The organism is Mucilaginibacter flavus (assembly GCF_030409315.1).
Taxonomy (GTDB): domain Bacteria; phylum Bacteroidota; class Bacteroidia; order Sphingobacteriales; family Sphingobacteriaceae; genus Mucilaginibacter; species Mucilaginibacter flavus.
Genome location: NZ_JAUFPS010000034.1, coordinates 65,369 through 82,234 on the forward strand (window position 1 = coordinate 65,369; position 16,866 = coordinate 82,234).

The 16,866-nt window shown below is 41.5% G+C and carries 20 protein-coding genes; 13 read left to right on the forward strand and 7 right to left on the reverse strand.

Annotated features, from left to right (window positions below):
- The first annotated feature begins 56 nt into the window (after positions 1 to 56).
- The 13 genes from QWZ17_RS15625 (at position 57) to QWZ17_RS15685 (ending at position 11,385) form a co-directional block, all read left to right on the forward strand.
- Positions 57 to 692, forward strand: coding sequence for a pyridoxamine 5'-phosphate oxidase family protein (locus QWZ17_RS15625; protein ID WP_290306193.1), 636 nt, complete (start codon positions 57 to 59; stop codon positions 690 to 692).
- Between the two features lie 79 nt (positions 693 to 771).
- Positions 772 to 987, forward strand: a complete 216-nt coding sequence (locus tag QWZ17_RS15630) for a hypothetical protein (protein ID WP_259095720.1) — start codon at positions 772 to 774, stop codon at positions 985 to 987.
- A 67-nt stretch (positions 988 to 1,054) separates the two neighbouring features.
- Complete coding sequence (locus tag QWZ17_RS15635; RefSeq protein WP_290306194.1) at positions 1,055 to 2,791, forward strand: S41 family peptidase; 1,737 nt, start codon at positions 1,055 to 1,057, stop codon at positions 2,789 to 2,791.
- A 127-nt stretch (positions 2,792 to 2,918) separates the two neighbouring features.
- Complete coding sequence (locus QWZ17_RS15640) at positions 2,919 to 3,416, forward strand: hypothetical protein (protein ID WP_290306195.1); 498 nt, start codon at positions 2,919 to 2,921, stop codon at positions 3,414 to 3,416.
- 192 nt (positions 3,417 to 3,608) lie between these two features.
- Entirely contained in the window at positions 3,609 to 4,187 is a 579-nt protein-coding gene (locus tag QWZ17_RS15645; protein ID WP_290306196.1) for a hypothetical protein, read from the forward strand.
- Positions 4,188 to 4,542: 355 nt separating this feature from the next.
- On the forward strand, positions 4,543 to 5,196 hold the full coding sequence (locus tag QWZ17_RS15650) for a metal-dependent transcriptional regulator (protein ID WP_290306197.1): 654 nt from the start codon (positions 4,543 to 4,545) through the stop codon (positions 5,194 to 5,196).
- A 476-nt stretch (positions 5,197 to 5,672) separates the two neighbouring features.
- Positions 5,673 to 6,617, forward strand: a complete 945-nt coding sequence (locus QWZ17_RS15655; protein WP_290306198.1) for an FAD:protein FMN transferase — start codon at positions 5,673 to 5,675, stop codon at positions 6,615 to 6,617.
- 190 nt (positions 6,618 to 6,807) lie between these two features.
- A complete protein-coding gene (locus QWZ17_RS15660) occupies positions 6,808 to 7,143 on the forward strand; it encodes a hypothetical protein (RefSeq protein WP_290306199.1) in 336 nt (111 codons plus the stop codon).
- A 30-nt stretch (positions 7,144 to 7,173) separates the two neighbouring features.
- Positions 7,174 to 8,046, forward strand: coding sequence for a hypothetical protein (locus QWZ17_RS15665; protein WP_290306200.1), 873 nt, complete (start codon positions 7,174 to 7,176; stop codon positions 8,044 to 8,046).
- Between the two features lie 9 nt (positions 8,047 to 8,055).
- Positions 8,056 to 8,739, forward strand: a complete 684-nt coding sequence (locus QWZ17_RS15670; RefSeq protein WP_290306201.1) for a response regulator transcription factor — start codon at positions 8,056 to 8,058, stop codon at positions 8,737 to 8,739.
- A 3-nt stretch (positions 8,740 to 8,742) separates the two neighbouring features.
- Positions 8,743 to 10,077 (forward strand): sensor histidine kinase, encoded by a 1,335-nt coding sequence (locus QWZ17_RS15675; protein ID WP_290306202.1) that lies wholly within the window; start codon positions 8,743 to 8,745, stop codon positions 10,075 to 10,077.
- A gap of 430 nt (positions 10,078 to 10,507) precedes the next feature.
- A complete protein-coding gene (locus QWZ17_RS15680; RefSeq protein ID WP_290306203.1) occupies positions 10,508 to 11,002 on the forward strand; it encodes a thioredoxin family protein in 495 nt (164 codons plus the stop codon).
- A gap of 182 nt (positions 11,003 to 11,184) precedes the next feature.
- The gene (locus tag QWZ17_RS15685) at positions 11,185 to 11,385 is read left to right on the forward strand and encodes a hypothetical protein (protein WP_290306204.1); all 201 of its coding nucleotides are present in this window, start codon (positions 11,185 to 11,187) and stop codon (positions 11,383 to 11,385) included.
- A gap of 56 nt (positions 11,386 to 11,441) precedes the next feature.
- Here the strand turns inward: QWZ17_RS15685 and QWZ17_RS15690 are convergent, their stop codons facing one another.
- From QWZ17_RS15690 to QWZ17_RS15720, 7 genes are all read right to left on the reverse strand, one after another.
- Complete coding sequence (locus QWZ17_RS15690) at positions 11,442 to 12,119, reverse strand: TonB family protein (protein ID WP_290306205.1); 678 nt, start codon at positions 12,117 to 12,119, stop codon at positions 11,442 to 11,444.
- Between the two features lie 282 nt (positions 12,120 to 12,401).
- On the reverse strand, positions 12,402 to 13,088 hold the full coding sequence (locus QWZ17_RS15695; RefSeq protein ID WP_290306206.1) for a peptidoglycan DD-metalloendopeptidase family protein: 687 nt from the start codon (positions 13,086 to 13,088) through the stop codon (positions 12,402 to 12,404).
- A 12-nt stretch (positions 13,089 to 13,100) separates the two neighbouring features.
- Entirely contained in the window at positions 13,101 to 13,478 is a 378-nt protein-coding gene (gene rbfA, locus QWZ17_RS15700; RefSeq protein ID WP_290306207.1) for a 30S ribosome-binding factor RbfA, read from the reverse strand.
- Between the two features lie 63 nt (positions 13,479 to 13,541).
- Complete coding sequence (locus QWZ17_RS15705; protein WP_290306208.1) at positions 13,542 to 13,916, reverse strand: hypothetical protein; 375 nt, start codon at positions 13,914 to 13,916, stop codon at positions 13,542 to 13,544.
- 9 nt (positions 13,917 to 13,925) lie between these two features.
- Positions 13,926 to 15,152, reverse strand: coding sequence for an FtsX-like permease family protein (locus tag QWZ17_RS15710; protein ID WP_290306209.1), 1,227 nt, complete (start codon positions 15,150 to 15,152; stop codon positions 13,926 to 13,928).
- Positions 15,153 to 15,276: 124 nt separating this feature from the next.
- A complete protein-coding gene (locus tag QWZ17_RS15715; RefSeq protein WP_290306210.1) occupies positions 15,277 to 15,915 on the reverse strand; it encodes an MBL fold metallo-hydrolase in 639 nt (212 codons plus the stop codon).
- Positions 15,916 to 16,098: 183 nt separating this feature from the next.
- The gene (locus QWZ17_RS15720; RefSeq protein ID WP_290306211.1) at positions 16,099 to 16,710 is read right to left on the reverse strand and encodes a SprT-like domain-containing protein; all 612 of its coding nucleotides are present in this window, start codon (positions 16,708 to 16,710) and stop codon (positions 16,099 to 16,101) included.
- Between the last annotated feature and the right edge of the window lie 156 nt (positions 16,711 to 16,866).

Sequence of the window (16,866 nt, forward strand, 5' to 3'; positions counted from 1 at the left end):
ATTATTGGATGATTTTAACCACCCAATAAACGCATAATTTTATAAAAAACAACATTATGGCTAATCCAAAATCACATCTAATTCCCAGCCGGTCGGCCAAGAGGGCCAACTATGATCCCGAAGTAATCAACAGCATCCTGGATGAAGCGCTGTATTGCACCATCAGCTACAGCTATGATAACAAACCATTTTCGATACCAACCGCGTTTGTGAGGTATGAAGACAAGATCTATATACACGGCTCGGTCGGCAGTCACTTTATACGTGAACTGGAAAAAGGGATTCCCGTTTGTATTTCGGTTACCCTGATGGATGATCTGGTAGTTGCTAAATCGGCTTTTCACCATTCGGTAAATTACCGGTCGGTAATCATTTTTGCGCAGGCCGAGAAGATAGAAGATGCAGAAACCAAAACAGAAGCATTTAAATGGCTTACCGATAAAATTGTGCCGGGCAGCTGGGATTACCTGCGCCCTATACAAGCCCGCGAAGTGCTTAAAACAACAGCGCTGGCTTTTAAAATTGAAGAAGCATCGGCTAAAATACGCAGTGGCATGCCGGTTGATGACGATGAAGATCTGGAGCTGCCTATCTGGTCGGGCCTTATTCCTTTACAAACCAGGCGGATGTCGCCATTGGCCGATAGTTTAAGCCAAACCATCCCTGTGCCTGCCCATCTTCAACACCTATAGGTAAAATATCGGGCCGGGCCCGATATTTTAAATTCGCCTGCTGTGTATTTTTTATATTTTTGCTTAAAATAATTTAATCATGGCTGAGATCAGTATCACCAATAAGGATTGGGAACGTGTAAAAATTAAAGTTCAACGTAAATACAACCACCTTACAGACGAACAATTAAAATATACCGAGGGTCAGGAAGAGGCACTGATAACCAAACTTATGGACCTGGTAAACCGTAACAGGGAATACGTGGTGTTCACTTTGAAAAAAGCGTTGGTGAATATTGATAATAACAGGCTGTAAATGAGCCTGTATTTGCAAAAATCGGGATGCTTTTAGTATTTTTATAAGCTTTAATGTTGCGCAGTGTATGGTGATCTTCAAAAAATACAAAAAGATAGGCTTTTTTGCCGGCATAATTACGCTGGCAGTTGGTGTTGCGGCTTTTGACGACGACTTATTCCAGATCTCCAAAAACCTGGACGTTTTCGCATCGGTATATAAAGAGGTAAACATTAACTACGTTGATGACATCAACTCGGCCAAACTGGTGAAAACCGGTGTTGACGCTATGTTAGATGGCCTTGACCCTTATACCGAATTTGTACCCGAATCTGAAATTGAAGATTACAAACTCCACTACATAAGTACCCAGTACGGCGGCATCGGCGCCAGCATTTTTGTACGCAACAATAAAGTATACGTATCTGATGTATTTGAAGGCTTCCCGGCACAAAAAAGCGATGTGCACCCCGGCGACCAGGTATTAAAAATAAACGACATTAATCTTGACGGTAAAAATAACGATCAGGTAAGCCTGTTGCTTAAAGGCTCAAAAGGCGCGGCCATAAAGCTGCTCATCAAAAGGGATAATATTGCCCAGCCGTTTGAAAAAAACCTGCTACGTGATGAAATTAAGCAACCCAATGTATCCTACTTCGGCATGGTACAGGGTAATATGGGGTACATCAAGCTCGATAAATTTTTGGAGAACTCGGCCGCCGAGGTTACCAGCGCTTTAGTTGCTTTAAAAAAGAATAACCCTAACGGTATAATTCTCGATTTGCGCTCAAATGGCGGCGGTATTTTACAGGAGGCTGTAAAAATTGTGAACCTGTTTGTTCAAAAAGATGTTGAGGTAGTATCACAAAAAGGTAAAATAAAAGATAAAAACTTTACTTACAGCACTGTAAGCACACCACTTGAGCCAAACCTTCCTTTGGTGGTTTTGGTAAACAGCCATTCGGCATCAGCGTCAGAAATTGTTGCAGGCTCTTTACAGGATTTGGATAGGGCCATCATCATCGGCCAGCGCAGCTACGGTAAAGGACTTGTTCAGCAGACGTTTAATTTGCCTTACAACAGCCTTGTGAAAATCACCATCGCCAAATATTACATTCCATCGGGCCGCTGTATCCAGGAAATTGACTACACTCACCGTAAGGATGATGGCAGCGTAGTTAAAGTAGCCGATTCATTGATCCATGAGTTTAAAACCAAAGCTGGTCGTTCGGTTTATGATGGCAGCGCTATATACCCGGATATTTTTGTTAAGCAGGAAAAATTCGCTAACGTAACACAAGCGTTAGTAGGCAAGTTGCTGATATTTGATTATGCCACAATTTACCGCGACAAGCACGCCAAAATAACCGACAGCAAATCGTTCAAACTATCAGATGACGAGTATAACGATTTTGTAAAATACCTGGCAGATAAAAATTACAGCTACAGCACGTCGTCAGAAAAACAACTCAATAACCTCAAAACCGAGGCAACTAAAGAGAAACAGTTCAGCGAAATTCAGGCCGAGTATGATATACTGAAAAGCAAGCTGATGGCCACCAAAAAGAACGACTTACAGCTGCACAAAGACGAAATTAAACAGGTACTTGAAAACGAGATAGCCTCAAGATATTACTACGAAAAAGGTCGCTACGAAGCCAACTTTAAATACGACCAGGAACTGGCCCAGGCTGTAAAAACCATGCAGGATAAAACTCAGCTGGCATCAATACTAAAAGGCGAAGGCAACTATAAAGTGATTGGAAAACCGGTATTGGCCATGGCCGGTAAAAAAGCTGTCGAAAAAGACAGCGACGACGAATAACCTCATTACCTGACATTTACTTATCCATTTAAACATTGTAACCGATTAGTTACCGGCTATACTGTGCTATGGGCTAAACTTTATACCTGTGTTATTGTCATACAAGCAAAACAAACAATAACACACCATGAAAAAGATCATTTTAACAGCCGCTATAGTTTTAGGCTTTTTATCAATAAAACCTGCAAGCGCACAGATCAGTTTAAGTATCAACATAGGTAGTCAGCCAGAATGGGGGCCAACCGGTTATGATCGTGCCGACTACTATTACATGCCCGATATTGATTCCTATTATGATGTAAACGCGCATCAGTACGTATATTTTAATAATAACGTTTGGATACATTCTGCGGCTTTACCTCCACGCTACAGCAATTATGATGTTTACCACGGTTACAAAGTTGTGGTAAACGAGCGTACCCCATGGGTTCACAACACTGTCTATCGTACCAGGTACGCCAGCTACAGGGGCCGCAGAGACCAAACCGTAATCCGCGATAGTCGCGAGGTTAAATACAGAAACCATTGGAATGGCGATACCCGTAAGGTAGTTGTACATAAAGACGTGCGTGTTGATAAACATGATGACCGTCATGAAGATCATGGCCACGGACACAGAGACTAATTTTTATTGTTAATTTTTATATAAAGAGGCTCTTCAACTACGGAGAGCCTCTTTTTTTGCTATTCACCTATCTATCATTAAACCATATAATTAAAGTTTTAAACTTTTTGCGTTAAACATTGTCATACATTCAAACAATGCGCAACCTGTAATTATTTTAACAATAACAGCGCATTATAAAACTACTACAAAATGAAAAAGATAATCTTATCCGCAGCAATATTGTTAAGCTGCTTAGCCGTAAAAACTGCCAGCGCGCAGGTAAGCTTTAGCTTAGGGGTTAACATTGGCAGTCAGCCGGCCTGGGGCCCTGTTGGTTACCAAACCGCAAATTATTACTACATGCCCGATATTGATACCTATTATGATGTACCTACCCATCAGTATGTGTACTATGATAACAACGTTTGGGTACACCGTGCTTATTTACCGGTGCGTTACCGCAACTATGACTTATACCATGGTTATAAAGTAGTGATCAATGATCGCAGCCCATGGCTAAGGCACGATGTTTACAGAACCCGGTATGCTGGCTACAGGGGCCGTCACGACCAGGTAATTATCCGCGATAGCCGCGATGTCAGATATGCTAACTACTGGAGAGGTAATCATGATCGCCGGGTAGTAACATACAATCGTGGTGGTCATTTTGATAATGGAAATCACGGTGGTCGAGGCCCACAATATCATGGAAACGGTGGCGGCCACTGGGACGGAGATCACGGCAACCGTGGTGGCGACCACGGAGATCATGGCCATGGCAGGCACTAAGCTGTAACGATATAAAATAACAAAACAGGCTTCCTTTAAACAGGAGGCCTGTTTTACGTTAATGCCCCAGGAAAATCGCTTTTTAGATTCTGATTTTTTCGGCTAAAGCCATCTTATTAGTCACTTCTATTAACCGTTGGCTAAAGCCAAAACGGCAATGAATTAAAAATCAGATTAGAAAGCCACTGTAATTTCATTGCCGTCCCATTTATGGGGCGGAAAAAAGTAATAAGCAAGGTGGCTTTAGCCAAAACGAGCTATAAAAGTTTAAAATCGATTGCTGTTAATAGCCGGGCCGGTTATTAAAACAGCCTTCTTTTTATTTATGTTTGTGTGTTAGCAGGGAATTACGTCGATGTACACATTATCAGAAGAGAATTATTTAAAGGCCATTTACAGGATAGCACAGCAAAAGGATGTTAAGATAACGCCCACCGCTATTGCCGAAAACCTGGGTAATAACCCAGCCTCGGTTGTTGATATGATCCGTAAGCTTACCGAGAAACAGCTGATAGCATACGATAAAAAACAAGGTGTAAAACTTACTGCCCAGGGCTTGAAAGATGCTGTACTGATAGTGCGTCGCCACCGCCTTTGGGAAGTTTTTTTGTTAGAGAAATTAGGCTACCACTGGGACGAAATTCATGATATTGCCGAAGAACTGGAACACATCAGCGATGCCACCCTTGCCGACAGGCTCGATAAATTCCTGGGATTCCCCGAGTACGACCCTCATGGCGACCCGATACCGAAGGCAAACGGCAAAGTGCCCAAGTCGTTCTCGGTATCACTTACCCACCTAAAAACCGGTTCAACTTGCAGGGTAGCGGCAGTGAGGGATACCAGCAATACCTTTTTACAATACCTCATCAAATTGGATATAGGAATAGGCACCCGCATAACGCTGATAGAAAAGATCCCTTTTGATAATTCACTGGTGATCAGTATCGATGGAAAAGAAAACACCACGGTATCGCAAAAATTTGGCGAGAATATATTGATAGATTAAGGGGCTAAATTAATCTTGTTAAAATGTAGAGACGCAATATTTTGCGTCTAAAACCAAACGGGGCGAACATTTCAACCGGCTTTGCAAATTCGATCTGTACAGCGGGAGACGCAAAATATTGCGTCTCTACAAAAAACCAGGAAAGCACTTGTTCTTTATTCCATAAACCCTCCATCTAAAAGAATCCTTATCCCATAAAACCCCTCTCCCCAAAAAGTCCTTATTCCTTGCTCCAAAAATCTTTTCTCCAAAAAGTCCCACAGTCCGCCAGTCCCAAAAAGATTGTCTGCCAATTGTTAAATAATGTGAAAACTAAACATTTACGGTAATTGCAAAACCGTTTTCATCTTAATTTCATAGAAGCCCGCTAATTTAGTTTTTGTAGCGTGATGACTTAGTGTTTTTAAAATGTAACAACTCGCTATTTTATAACACCTAAGTCGTTAATTTTTAACTATATAATTAATTTATATTTTATGCTGGCTGTAAAAACCTTAAGTAATAATTTAACCACCTTTAGGCGCAATGTACACGCCATGGGCGATAAATTTGAAATTAGTGTAGTTGGTAATGATCCTTTACTGGCCAATGAGCAAATTGAAATTGCTATTGATGAAATTAACCGCGTTGAGAAACTCCTCTCGGCTTTTGGCGACGACAGTAATATCAAGCAAATTAACCGCAATGCTGGCATAGCGCCGGTAAAAGCGAATGGCGAAATTTTCAGGCTGATCAGCAGGGCTTTACAAATATCCGAACTTACCCACGGTGCATTTGATATCACCTATTTTACAGGTAATGCCGCAGGTAATGATAGCCCATTAGTTGAAAACACAACAGTTAAAACAGCGCCTTACACTGTTATGCAAACCAATTATCAAAATGTAGTGCTTGATGCTGTTAAGCAAACCATTTTTTTAAAGGAAAAAGGAATGCGTATTGGCTTTGGTGCCAACAGTAAAGGCTACGCAGCCGATAGGGCAAAATACATATTGCAAATGAATGGTGTTAGCAGCGGCGTTATAAATTCAGGTGGCGACTTGCTAACCTGGGGCACACAGCCAAACTTTAAACCGTGGACAGTTGCCGCTGCCGATCCGGAACAAAGGAAACAGCCGTTCGCGCAGCTTAACATTAGCGATATGGCTTTTGCCACCGCTATAAATGCCGAAAGATACGCCAGCGCAGGCAATAAAAAATTCCAAAGCGCTGCCAGCAATAAAAAAGGGTTCCCGGTAAGCGAAATTAAAAGCGTAAGCATTATGAGCCCCACCGCCGAGCTGGCCGATGCCATGGCTTCGCCGGTTATGAACATTGGCGTTAACGCAGGCATGTACATGATTAACCAATTAAACCAAATTGCCTGTGTTGTAATTGATGATCAAAACCGCGTTTATACTTCAAAAGGCATCAGCATTTAATCATCATATTGTAATTAAATAAACCAATCATAATAGATACGGTAAACGTACAAATAGCCTGTTTGCATCTGCTTTTAACCCAGGCAGCCGTAAACAGGCTATAATTGTTATCAACAGTGCCCCTCCCATTGGGCGTTACTGCTTATATTGACCGATATTTGAATATAATTTTAAGTTTTTCTTCCTCCCAATGATAAAGTGGTTTGCGTATATTGTCCTGTTATTGATATTTGCGCCATGTTTATCATCTGCCGGCATTACAAACAGCACACCAAATTCTGTTTATAATTATCATTTGATAATAGTATCTAAGCATGATATATTGGCAGATACCACCACCAAAAGCAAAAAGGAGCAGGAAGAAAAAAATAAAATTAAAGAGGTAGCTAAGGCAAAGCGGCAGGCAAAACCCGAAAAGGTGATTGAAAACGGCACACCCGTACCGGCCAAACCAAAACCCAAAAGACAGCGACGCCCCGAAGGGCTGGAACGTCCGCCGGAAATACCACGAAGAAATGGCGATTAAACAGGTTAACAAACAATTTACCGATTTTTGATGAAGTACCTTTGCTTACTTTTTTTGGTTGCCGGCACTAATGCCTTATATGCCGCAAGCATTAACCCAACTGGTTTTACCGGGAGGGATTACCATGTTGTTGCCGATACGGATACCATTATCAGGAAGCAATCTGTTTCGGTGGGTGTAAACTATGGTAGCGATGCCTTGTTTTTCGGTCGCACAAGCCCGGTTAAATACCCTTTTGTTACCGGCGATATAATTTATAACAGCAAGCCCGGCTTTTTTGCTTATGGTTCTGTTTTAAAAGTACTGGGGTACAAGCCAGTTGATGAGGTAGACGTGGGGGGCGGTTATTTTTACAAATTTTCAAAACAGTTTTCGGGTGCGGCAAGCTATACCAGGTTTATTTTTAATAAGGATGCCAACGTAATTAAATCGGCCTCATCAAATGACATCAACCTCAAAAACTCTTACGACTGGCATTTTCTGAAAACCAGCGTAATTGCCGATTATCTTTTTGGTAAATCGAACGATGCATTTGTTACTGTTACCAACTCCAAATACATTGAAACCAGCTGGAGCATTTTTGACGATCAGGATTATCTTTCCTTTAACCCATCGTTCAATTTTATAATGGGTACCCAAAACTTTGTGCAACGCTATTCTGTAGATCATCAATACAAGCAAGAGGTTGATAATATATATGTGAAGGACGATGCAAATTCGGCACGCTACAACCGCAGGTTTAATATGCTCAACTACAGCTTTAAGGTGCCTATAGCTTACAACAGACCACATTATACGCTGGAAGCCTCATGGCGTTATTCGATACCGGTTAACGTTGAAGGGGTACTTGAAAATCATCGGGAATCATTCTTCAACTTTACTTTTTACTACCTGTTTTATTAGCCCTGGCGTATGAATGTACTGATCATCGAAGACGAAAAAGCGCTGGCGCAGGAGTTGGAAATATTTCTGACTAACTATAACTACATATGCGAGGTTTGTTACGATGGTGCTTCGGCATCTGAAAAGATAGCCACCAACTTGTACGATTTTATTTTAATAGATCTCGGGCTGCCAGATTATGATGGCCTTGATCTGTTAAAGGAATTAAAAAAATCAGGATCGGACGCAGCCTGTATTATATTAACCGCCCGCACAGAAATTGATGACCGCATTAAAGGACTTGATTTAGGTGCCGATGACTACCTGCCCAAACCGTTTTCGCTGCTGGAGTTACAAAGCCGCATGCAGGCCATCATCCGCAGAAAATTCGGCGTAAAAAATAATATTATGGATCTGGATGGTTTTTTAATTGACCTTACCAACCGCACCATATCATATGGCACCAGTGCGGTGAATACCATCACCAAAAAGGAGTTTGATTTAATTGCCTACCTCATTCTGCATAAAAACCGAACCCTTACCCGCATGCAGCTTAGCGAACATATTTGGGGCAGTGTGGTTAATAATGATTACGATTCCAACTATATAGACGCGCATATCAAAAACATCCGGAAAAAACTAAATGCTTTTGCCCCGCCAGATTGGCTGGAAACCGTACGCGGATTGGGTTATAAAATAAAGATCAACGCTTAAGGATTGAAACTCGGCACAAAACTTACGCTTTTTAACACCATATCAAAACTGGTGATTGTGGTACTATTTGTATTGCTGGTGCCCGTATTGATCAAAAATATCAGTAGTAATTATGTTGATAGCAAGCTAATTAAACAAAAAAACAAATTACTGCAGATTGTAAAAAGCCAGGGCATTGAAACCTATATTGTAAACGGCGAGGCCTACGGTAGCTACCTGCCCCTTAAAGACGAATACATTAGCCTGGATGAGGTTGACCCTAAGTATTTTTTAGATACTATTCAACGTGGCAAGCGCTTGTTTAGCGAGGGTGATACCCTTGAATACCGCATACTAAGCCACACTTTTAAAGTAAAAAACAAAAACTACCTGCTTGAAATTGGTAAAAGCGTAGATACCCTTGACGAAACCAGCATCCCTCTGCAAAACATTGCTTTTGAGGTACTGTTAGGTATGATATTGCTTACTGTACTTGCCGACCAGATTTACAGCACCTACGTACTTAAGCCACTCCGCATCATTATCAAAACCAAACTGGTAGGCCAAAAATTTCCAAACTTTCAATCGTACAGAAAGGTGCGTACCACCACATCAGATTTTGAGCACCTGGATCTCAGCATCCATAAAATGGTAGAAACCATTGCCGATAAGTTTCATAAGGAGCGCGAATTTATCTCAAATGCCTCGCATGAGTTGATGACGCCCATATCCATCCTTCAATCAAAAATTGAAAACATGTTTGAAGAAGAGGATGTAAATGACGAACTAAAGGTGCGCCTGCTTGAAATGCAAAAAATCCTAAACCGGCTAAAAAGCATCACCAAAACCCTGTTGTTGATTTCCCAAATAGAAAATGAGCAGTTTTTAAAAGAGGACAAGGTAAGCGTAAGTGAACTTTTGCAGGATGTTTATGACGAAATTTCCATTCGCCTGCAGGATAAAAATATCGATTACGAAATGAATGTACCGGATAACTGGTACATGGTTAACATCAACAAATTCCTGCTGTTCAACCTGTTTTTTAACCTGATAAACAACGCCATCAAATACAACCGCGAAGGTGGCAGCATCAGCATTACGGCGGTGGCCGTGCATGATAAGTTTGTGATTAGCATAACCGATACCGGTATTGGTATTGATGCTGAGGCCTTGCCATTTATATTTAACCGCTTTAAAAAATTCCGCCAGTCATTACAACAGGATAGCTTCGGCCTGGGGTTGCCTATTGTAAAATCAATAGCCGGTTTTCATGACATTGAAATTGATGTGTCATCTGAGAAAGATGTTGGTAGCACGTTTAAGCTGATTTTGCCGGCTATGTTGATAGTGGTGGATTGAGGAGAATAAATAACAGCACCGTAAGAAGCGCAACGAAGTCAACTTCACCAAATCACTTTAAATAACTCTCGGCAAAATCCCAAAATCCTTTCATAAAAAAAGCCCCGCGTTGCGCAGGGCTTTAACACATATTAACTATTTATAACTGAAAAAACTCAAGTTTAAATACGCGCCGGCACCTATCTTTCGCAACGGTTTTTAGCAACCATCGGGGCATACCAAGGGTATGTTATATCAAAAATATCGTTCTTGATTTATGGTTGTATTTCAGAGTTTTCCACATTGTGTGCACAAGTGCCTTTTCATTGCCTTAAAACAACAATTTAGCTGTAATATTTTTGAGAGCATAAAAATTTTGAATGCTTTTTTTGTAGCTTTAACATGATGCCGTCACCATAATTAACGCGGATAAAAAGTTCAAAAACTACCCATGAAAAAATTGCTCCTGATAACCCTTATTTCGGTATTTGCTTTAAGCGTTAAAGCACAGGAAAAACCACACTTATATAATCCATCGGCAGATGCTAAGGCCGAGATAAGTGCCGCTGTTAAACAAGCATCGGCCCAACATAAAAATGTGCTTTTACAAATTGGCGGCAACTGGTGCAGCTGGTGTATTAAGTTTAACAACCAGGTAACGCAGGATAGCTCCCTTAACACTTACATGAACAACAACTATGTTGTGCTGCATGTAAACTACAGCCAGGAAAACACCAATGATGCCTTAATGACCAGCCTGGGTTATCCGCAACGTTTTGGCTTCCCGGTTTTTATTGTTTTAGATAGCAAGGGCAACAGGCTGCACACCCAAAACTCCGAATACCTGGAAGAAGGCAAGGGCTACAGTAAAGATAAAGTACTGGAATTTTTTAAAGGCTGGTCGCCGGCGGCACTTGATCCTAAAAGTTATACAAAAACCAAATAGTTAAAGGTAATCACCTACAAAACAAACAATTAATAAAAATACGGCGTTTGTATTATCACAAAAGGTTTAAAAGCCGGTTGTAATAAACCCGATACAAAAGAAAATTTATATTCCAAAGGTTAAATATTTTCGCAATTGTTAATTAACTTAGTTTATTGTTTCATCCTTTAAAAATTAAACTTATGGCAAAGCACACAACTTTAAAACGTGGTCAGTTACTTAAGTACATTGGTAAAAGATGGAAAAACCTGAACATCAGCAACCCCATAATCAAGTTTTTAGGCTATGATTGTAATGGATTTGCCGATGTTTGGGTTGAATACCAGGGCCGCTTAATGTTGTTGGCCATTGGGGATGTTGAGCTGGTAAGCTTAGCTGCCTGATCTTATCCGCAGGTTTGCGGAAATCATTCAAAAAGCCTTAATCGAGTACAAATCGGTTAGGGCTTTTTGTTGCAGTATTGTTGAATAAAACTATCCGCTTTATCGCTGCCTATGTTACGGATAAAAGTCCAGTCGGTACAGGCACCTTCCAAATCTTTTTGTTTGAGTTTTTCATTGGCCTGGCTTAGCAAATCGCTTATCAGTTCGTCATCAAAACCCAGTTGCTTTTTTAGGGCGATGATGATTGGCTCTTTACTCAAATCGGCTTTACCCTGGTACTTATTGATGTAATAATTGGTTACGGCGTTCTCCAACTCCTGCCGGTTACGATAATCAGTAATGGCGGCCTGCATATCCTTAGCGGTGGCAGTACGGCAAAGCGCCGGATTAGGGTCAAAACGAATGGGCTGTACCAAGTAAGTACTGCCCACATGATCTACCGGAACCTGCCACATGCCCGATGTAAGTTTTATAACGCGTAAAGCCTCATCATCCAGATCAATCCCCGGTCCCTGCTGAATTTTGGCATCCATGACATTGCCGTTTTTATCCAACCTGAACGCAACATCAATAACACCAGAGATACAGTTTTGACGGGAATACTCGGGATAAACGATTTTGCTTTTGATAAACTCATCAAGCGCTTGCTGACCGCCCTTAAATGCAGGCTGCGCATAAGCCACGCCCATTATGGACATTGCTAAAACGATACCGATGAGCAGGCGCTTGATCATAGTATAAATATCGACAATAATTAGGGGATAAACGCACCATATTTAAAACGGCTATCTATGACATTTTTGAATTGGTTATTTTTGAATCCCCTCTTGAGAGCCGGACTGGGTGATGGCGGGGTGTGTTAGCCTGCGTTCTATCACCCGTATAACACACCCCTCCGCCCCTCTCAAGAGGGGATTCGCACAAACCCTCACTTTTTAAAAGTCATTTCCACTTTCAGAGTCCGTGGATTTAAAAACTCAGCATGACCCCATTTTTATTTGATTTCATGAACGCCCCTAAAACCCCAGCACCAATCCCGGATCGGGCACATTGAGCTTATACTTTTCCATTTCACTGTATTTGCATACGCCGGGGTAATCGCCAAACTTGCCCTCCATATCAAACATCAGTTGAAAATGCAGGTGTGGTGGCCAGTGACCATTTTCGGTATTATTGCCCAGGGTGGCTATCTGCTCATCTTTTTTGATGGACTGGCCTACCGTTAAACCAATCAAGCTTTCGCGGCTCAGGTGGCCGTAAAGGCTATACACTGTTAAACCATCAAGATTGTGTTGCAGAATAATGCAGGGCCCATAGTCGCCAAGATTATTGTTATCCCGGAAGCTGTGTACCAGGCCATCAAACGGGCTGTAAATGGGCGTGCCTTCGGGGCCCCAGATGTCTACGCCCAAATGCAGGCGGCGAGGTTCGTCTTCCGTATCAAAATGGGCGCTTACAGCATAAATGGTACGGTGTTCCAAGTAGCCGCCTATGCCGTAGCGGCAATTATTGGCTTTGAGCTTATCGCTTACCCATTGGGTAAATTGTTGGGTATCGGCAATAATACCGGTGCTTAGCTCGGTATTGGCGGCGGTAAAATCTAAAGCACAAAGCCGGTCGGTACCGGCTTTGTAGTCAACCACTTTGCCAATGGCATCGGCGTGGTTTTGCAAATAAGTTTTGAACTGCTGGTTACGGTCCATCAAAATAAAAAATTATTCTTCGGTATCCGGCTGGCGCTCTTCCTTGCTTATTTTATCAAATATTTTGTCCATACGTTCAACGTATTCACTGGTATCGTCAATAAAAAATTCCAGTTGGGGGATAATCCTTACCTGGTCTTTAATACGGGCACCTAATTTATACCTGATTTCTGACGCATGCAGTTTAATGCTTGCCAATGACTGTTGCAGGTTGATGGTGTTACCAAAAAAGCTTAAAAAGATACGCGCGATAGCCAAATCGGGCGTTACACGCACTTTGGTGATGGTTACTAATGTATTGGGCAAATAATTCATGCCTTCGCGCTGAAATATGGCCGCGAGGTCTTCCTGTATAACTCCGGCAAATTTTTGCTGACGTTTTGATTCCATGGTGATAATTTAACGCCGCTAAGGCAGATAAGTTTATTTATTCAGATGCTGCAAAGTATGGTATTAGTTACACATATCCTGCGGAATCTCTTTGGTTATTTTTACTACTTTTTTCACTATGAGGGTACTATCATACTCGGAGCCTAAACCCTCTTTGCCCGATTTTATTTTTACACCCTGTACTTCAACATATACGGGCTCATAAGGTTTTTCGAAATTCATTTGCGAGTATCGCAACTCCAGCGTGGCCGAACTATCGGTAACCCAAAACTCCTGGCTGTTATCGCAATCTTTAAATGATTTTATTTCGGGGCCAAAGCTATATAATCCTTTAAAAACAACCGGTTTGGCCGGCTCCTTGGGTTTCCTGTTACATGAGGATGCCGCTAAAAAAAGAATAAATAAGAAGGCGAAATACTGAATATACCTGATCCTCATATAACAAATTTACAAATCCTGTTTGATATCGTCCAATCCTTTAATACTTAATCGGGCGCTGATGCCTGCCGCTATCATTGAAATACCGCCTACGGTTAAAAACACCAGGCCAAAATCGCTTATTTTTAAATCAATGGGATATGAATCGATCATTGAATTGCTTGCACCCATTTTAATAAAACCATAGTGCTGCTGCAACAGGCAAAAAGCAAGCCCCAACACTAAACCCGCCAAAAAACCGGCTAAGGATATCATCATCCCTTCAAAAAAGAAGATGCCCTGTATGGTACGTTTGTTAGCCCCCAGGCTGCTTAAAATGGCAATATCGGCACGCTTATCAATAACCAGCATGGTTAACGAGCCAATGATATTAAATATTGCGATGATAAGCACAAAGGTTAGGATCATAAAAATACTCCAACGCTCATAATTAAGCGTTTTATATAGCTCGGTGTTTTGCTCTTTTCTACTTTTAACCGTGAATTTATCACCTATATCGTCCTTTATTTTGTTCTGAATGGATGATATGTCGGTACCTTTTTTAAAGGTAAGTTCAAGTGAGCTTATTTCTTTAGGCTGGTCGAGCAAATCGCGGGCAAACTCAATGGGGGTTACCACAATATCATCAAATTCCTGCTGCAGGTTAAACACACCCGATGGACTGATAGAACGCACCACAAATTCATCTAATGGGTTTACCGAACTCACCACCGCACGCCTTGGCGAAAAGATTTCGATAGGTGCCAGATCATCATGTACATTGATGCCCAGGCTACCTTGAATAGTACCGCCAATAACAGCCATAGGTCTGCCGTTGCTTTTTAGCGTGAAAGAGCCGTTTTGTACGATGCTATCCAGCTGTTTATTCTTCAAAAAATCGTCGCTTACGCCTTTTATAGTGCCAATGATGGGCTTATCCCCGTAACGGACCAATACCTTTTCCTGCAAAACCTGCGTGAACGAGAAGATCCGCGCGTCTTTATGCAAACTATCAAAATAGGGCGTATTAGGGTCGAAAGTTTTACCCAGCCGGGTTTCTATCTTAAGCTCGGGCGTAAAATTGCTGTATGCCGATAGGATTACTTTTTCAAAACCGTTAAACACCGATAAGATGATAATGAGCGCCGCGCTGCCAAAAAGCACCCCAAGCGTAGATATCCCAGAGATGATATTGATGGCATGCATCTTTTTCCCCGAAAACAGGTATCTTTTAGCTATGTATACGGAGGTGTTCAATTGTGCTTGTAGCTTTTTTAGGTTATACGTTGTACGTGATAAGTTATACGTAATCTGTGTTTATAGTTATCTTGCTTCGGTTACGTATAACGTAAAACGTTCAACGTATAACATCTTCAGCATGCTAAGTCAAAAACGGGTTGTTTTGTTTTTCAAAACCGATGGTTGTTTCGGGGCCGTGGCCGGGGTAAACAGTACAGTCATCTGGCAAGGCAAACAATTTGGTTTCGATATTATCCATCAGGGTTTTAAAATCGCCGCCCGGCAAATCTGTACGACCGATGCTCATCCTGAACAACACATCGCCCCCAATTAAAATATTGGCAGCCCTATCATAAAAACACAACGAAGCAGGCGAATGGCCGGGTGCAAAAACAAACTCTAAAGTAGTATTACCAAATTTTATGCTCCCGGTTTCGGGCAAATACGTATCCGGCATAGGAGAAACCTCATACCTGATACCCATTTGCGGCGCGTAGGATACTACCGCGGTAAGCACCGGCAGTTCGCCTTCATGAAACTGGGGTTTAAGCCCGTATTTATCAAATACAAATTTATTGCCCAGCACATGGTCAATATGGCAATGGGTATTAAGCAGTAAAACGGGTTTTAAATTATTATCCTTTATAAAGTTTGTTACTGCATTTTGCTCCGGAGCAGTATACATACCCGGATCAATAATCGCGCATTCGCCGGTTTCATCAAACAAAATATAAGTGTTTTCCTGGTAAGGATTATTCACAAATGATTTAACTTTTGCCATGCGGTAAAAGTAATGATTTAATTTGTTGGGGAGGGAAAGGAGTTTAAAGCCACTCATTAAACACATCCCGGCATGTAGCAGATCCCAGACTTACGAAGTTTTTAAAACTTCGTAAGTCTTTCGCCGCTTTGCCATTTTACCTCATTGCTTCAATTTTATAACTTTCATCTATCTAATTTAAACCTACTCTTCCACCAGCTCCACCTCGGCCACCGGGCTAAACAAGTAAACCCGTTTGGTTTTTAGCTCCACGCATTTGAAACGTTTACGAAGCTGCTCTTCTTTACGAAAAACACGATCTCCTTTTATTTTAAACAGCGCTTTCATAGGCAGTTTTTCTACCGTGGTAACCGCTTCTTTAATGGCATCATATTTACGGAGCGAGCGATACAGGTTTAAATCCGAACAGCTGGACGCTGCCGGGTTATCCAGGTAGCTGATGATGGCATGTTTAATATCGGGCGGAAAAACTTCTTTTTCAAAAAAAGGCTGCATCATTTTTTTGAAGTTATTTTTCCACTCGGTGCCATGTGGCTTGGCTTTTTGCTTATGCTCGTTCCAGGTGTGCAGGTGTGCAAACTCATGTACCGTGGTTACCAAAAAAGCGTAGGGATTAAGATCGTAATTTACCGAAATACGGTGACCTTTACCGGCATAAGGCGAACGATAGTCGCCAAATTTAGTGCCGCGGTTGCGCGAAATTTTAAACTCGCATTTAAAGTAGTCAATCCACCTGCCAATGAGCGGGGCAGCATCGGGAGGGAGATACCTTTCTAAAACTTTTACTTTATCCAATTTTTACCTCTAACACAAATATAATGATTTCATCAGTTGATGGTTAATGGTTCATAGATCATAGCCGGAAGTTTTCAAGTATTTACAAAGAGATTATTATTTATATAGTTGATGGTTCATACCTCATGAAAGTTCATAGTTGATAGTTCATAGATC